Consider the following 4,555-nt stretch of genomic DNA (forward strand, 5'->3'; position numbering starts at 1 on the left):
ACCCGCAACGACCGCACCGCCACATGCAACGCCACCAACGACGACGAACACGCCGTATCCACCGTCAACGCCGGCCCCTCCAACCCCAGCGTGTACGCCACCCGACCGGAGGCGACGCTGGAGGTGGTGCCGCTGATCCGGTACCCCTCGACGCTCTCGGGCGCACCGACCGTCTCGACGCCGTATCCCTGGTAGATCAGCCCGGTGAAGACACCCGTGTCGGTGCCGCGCAGCGACGTCGGATCAATACCCGCATGCTCCAACGCCTCCCACGACACCTCCAACAACAGACGCTGCTGCGGATCCATCGCCAACGCCTCACGCGGAGAAATCCCAAAGAAATCCGCGTCGAAACCCGCCACATCCGAAAGGAAACCACCCACCCGAACATCACTCCGACCCTGCGCCCCCGGATCCGCACTGAAAAGAGCACCCAGATCCCAGCCACGATCCACCGGAAAACCCGACACCACATCCCCACCCCGCACCACCACATCCCACAACTCCGCCGGCGACGACACACCACCCGGGAAACGACACCCCATACCCACGATCGCAATCGGCTCGCGAGCGGAGTCCTCCAGCTCGCGCACCCGCTGGGTCGCCGACCGAAGCTCGGTGGTCGCCTGCTTCAGGAAATGGCGCAGCCGGTCCTCGTTCGACACGTCGGACTCCTCCTGGTCTCTGGCGGGGACGAACAGCTGGATGGGCGGATCCAGGCTTACGAGATGCCGAACTCCCGGCCGAGGAGGTCGAACATCTCCTCGTCGGTCGCCACGCCCAGATCCGCGGTGGCCGTGTCGGCGGCGGGTCCGTCGCCTCCGGCCGGTGCCTGGCCGCGCAGGGTACGCAGCATGGCCCGCAGCCGGGTCTCCAGCGCGGCCCGCGCCTGTTCGTCCGGAGAGCTGGCCAGCATGCTGGCCTCCAGCCGGTCGAGGGTGGCGAGCATCGGCTCGGGGCCGTTCTTCCCGAGGCCGCTCTCCTCGGGGTTCAGCAGTGTGAGCAGGTGCCGGGCGAGCGCGTCGGGAGTGGGATGGTCGAAGACGACCACCGCGGGGAGCTGCTCCCCCGTCGCCTGGGCGAGGCGGTTACGTGTCTCCACCGAGGTCAGCGAGTCGAAGCCGAGATCGGTGAAGGCCCGGTCCGCCGGGATGTCGTCCGGCGAGGCGTGCCCGAGGACCGCGGCGACCTCGGACCGCACCAGGCCGAGCAGGAGACGGTGCCGGCCGCTCGCCGGCACCGACGCGAGGCGATCCCGCAGCCCGACAGACCGCGGACTGGCGAGCTCGGCGGAGGGCAGCCCCGCTGCGAACAGGTCGTCGGGCCCCGCCCCGGCGATCCGCGAACGACCGTCCCGGCCGCGCGCGGCCGCCTCCCGGGCCGCCGGGATCTCGTCCACGAAACGGGTCGTCCGGTCTGGTGGGAAGGCGGCGACGAAGCGCTCCCAGTCCACCCGCGCCACCACAACGCCGGGCTCGGCACGGCCGACGACCTGCGCCAGCGCTCGCAGCGCCTCCTCGGGCGCCAGCGGCGGCAGGCCGTGGCGCTCGGTCCGTTCCCGCACCCGCGGGTCGTCGGCCATGCCCGCACCGGCCCAGGGCCCCCAGGCCACCGAGGTCGCGGGCAGGCCCCGGGCCCCGCGTCGCTCGGCCAGCGCGTCCAGCCAGGCGTTCGCCCCCGCGTAGGCGCCCTGGCCGGGGTTGCCCCAGATCCCGGCGACGGAGGAGAACAGCACGAAGGCGTCCAGCGGCTGCCCGGCCAGGAGATCGTCGAGGTGGGCGGCACCGGTCGTCTTCGCCGCGACGACCGCGGCCAGCTCCGCCGGCGTCGTCCGTTCCAGCACCGCGCCGTCACCGCTACCGGCCGCGTGGACGACCGCGGTCAGCGGCTGGTCCGCCGGCACCGTGGCGATGATCTCGGCGAGCGCGTCCCGGTCGGTGACGTCGCAGGCGGCCACCACGACCTCGGCGCCGAGGCGGGTGAGCTCCGCCGCCAGGTCCGCGGCACCGGGTGCGGCCAGGCCCCGCCGGCTGGTGAGCAGCAGGCGCTCGGCGCCCTCGGTGGCACACCAGCGGGCGACCTCCGAGCCCAGCGCACCGGTCCCCCCGGTGATCAGAACCGTCCCGCGGGGACGCCACCGGGAGCCATCCGTGATGGCTCCGGGGCCGCCCCGGGCGCGCATGATGCGCCGGGCGAACAGGCCCGCCGGGCGCAAGGCCACCTGGTCCTCACCGCAGATCCCGGTGAGGACCGCGGCCAGCCCCTCGGCCGCCCTCGGGTCAAGCGCACCCGGCAGGTCCACCAGACCGCCCCAGCGCCCGGGCATCTCCAGCGCGGCGACCCGGCCGAGCCCCCAGACCTGCGCCTGCGCCAGCACCTGCGCCTGGCCCGACGGTGGGTCCCCGGCTCCTGTCGACACCGCGCCACTGGTCGCGCACCACAGCGGGGCGGTCACCCCCACATCACCCAGTGCCTGCAGCAACGCCGCGGTCAGCGCCATGCCTGTCGGGAGAACGGGATGCGTCCCAAGCGCAGTGGTGTCCATCGACGCCAGGGACAGCACTCCCCGGATGTCATCCAGGATCGGCTGGTGCGTTCCGGTCAGGGCGGCGAGGCGGCCGGCGAGCCGCCCGCGGTCGGTGTCGGAGCCGTCCACGGCGAGTCGCACCACCCTGGCGCCGCGCAGCTCCAGCGCCTGAGCGCACTCGTCGGCCAGCCGGGCCGCTTCCGGAAGCGGGGGAACCACCACGATCCAGGTTCCCGAAAGCACCGGCACGGTGGGGACCGTCACCGGCGTCCAGGCGATCCGGTAGGTGAGGTCGTCCGCGCCGGACCCGGCGGTCTCGTCGGCGCGGCCGCCGGAGTCGGCGGAGTCGGCGACGACCGGGGACGGCGCCAGCCAGTACCGACGCCGTTGGAACGCGTATGTGGGCAGGTCGACCCGGCGGGCCCGCGTCCCGGCGAAGAACGACGCCCAGTCGATGTCGACGCCATGGACATGCGCCCGGCTCAGCGCCGTCACCAGAGCGTGCTCCTCGGAGCGGTCCGCCCGCAGCGTCGGGATGAACACGGCGTCGTCGTCGGCGACGCACGCACGCCCCATCGCGGAAAGGACACCAGTCGGCCCGAGCTCAAGGAATGTTGTGACGCCCCGCTCACGCAGGCAGGTGACAGCGTCACCGAAACGCACCGCGGCGCGGGCCTGCCGGACCCAGTAGTCGGCCCCGCACAGCTCGGCGGCCGACACCGACCGGCCGGTCACCGTGGAGACCAGTGCAACGGTCGGTGCCTGGTAGCGCAGGGATTCGGCGACTCTGCGGAACGGCTCCAGCATGCCGTCCATCAGCGGGGAGTGGAACGCGTGGGTGACCCTGAGCCGGCGGGTCCGCCGGCCGGCCCGGTCCGCGAGCACGGCCATCGCGGCCACTGCGGCCACCGTCCCGGAAAGCACGACGGAGGTGGGGCCGTTCACCGCGGCCACGTCGATGTCACCAGCCACGTCGACGTCACCGGTCACATCGGCGTCACCGGTCACATCGGCGTCACCGGCCGCCCCGCCGTCAGCGGTGCCGATGTCAGGGGCCGCGGCGCCGCGCGGGATGGCGCGCAGCCATGCACGCACCTCACGTTCGGTCGCCTCGACGGCGAGCATCGCCCCGCCCGGCGCGGCCGCCATCAGCCGCCCCCGCGCGGCCACCAGGGCGCAGGCGTCGGGCAGCGAGAGCACTCCCGCGACGTGCGCGGCGGCGATCTCACCGATGGAGTGCCCGGCGACGACATCCGGTGCGACACCCCAGGCCCGCAGCAGGCCGTACAGCGCCACTTCCAGCGCGAACAGTGCGGGCTGCGTGTTCTCGGTGCGGTCGAGCCGCTCGGGGTCGTCGACCACGTCGTCGAGGGGGCTGTCCAGCAGCGGGTCGAGATGGGCGCGGACCTGGTCGTAGCACTCGGCGAAGACCGGGAACCGCCGGTAGAGCTCACGGCCCATCCCGGGCCGCTGCGAGCCCTGGCCGGTGAACAGCAGCGCCGTGCGGCCCGGAGCGCTGACCGTCGCCCGCTCGACCGTCGGTGTGGACTCACCGCGGGCGAGCGCCGCCAGCCCGCCGGTGGCGCCGTCGAGGTCGGTGGCCACCACCGCGGCCCGGGACGGCAGCGCGGCACGACCGGTCGCCAGGGAGTAGCCCACGTCCACCAGAGGCTGTGCCGGCCCCGAGGCGGTCCCGGTCTCCGGAGCCGGGACGCCGGAGGGCAGGAATGCTGCCAGCCGGGTGGCCTGGGCGCGCAGCGCATCCTCGGACCGAGCGGAGACCAGCCAGGGCACGACCGTGGGAGGCACCCCCGTCGCGGCGGTGCCGTCGTGCGGGCTCCCGCCGGGGGCCGGGAGGTCCCGGGCGCCTGACCAGTCCGCGTCAGGGCCGGCCTGCTCCAGGATGACGTGTGCGTTCGTGCCACTGATCCCGAACGACGACACCCCCGCCCGCCGCACCCGACCCCCCACCTCAGGCCACCCCACCGACTCCCGCACCACCTCCACACCCCCCACCGACCAATCCAC

2 protein-coding genes are annotated in these 4,555 nt (G+C 73.9%); both read right to left on the bottom strand.

Annotated elements, in window-relative coordinates:
• Window positions 1–665, bottom strand: a 665-nt coding sequence (locus CcI49_RS39360) for a polyketide synthase (protein WP_198955765.1), incomplete at its 3' end; no start/stop codon positions are given.
• A gap of 56 nt (window positions 666–721) precedes the next feature.
• Window positions 722–4,543, bottom strand: a complete 3,822-nt coding sequence (locus CcI49_RS39365) for a type I polyketide synthase (protein WP_076834839.1) — start codon at window positions 4,541–4,543, stop codon at window positions 722–724.
• Between the last annotated feature and the right edge of the window lie 12 nt (window positions 4,544–4,555).

This window comes from Frankia sp. CcI49 (assembly GCF_001983215.1).
Lineage (GTDB): Bacteria > Actinomycetota > Actinomycetes > Frankiales > Frankiaceae > Parafrankia > Parafrankia irregularis.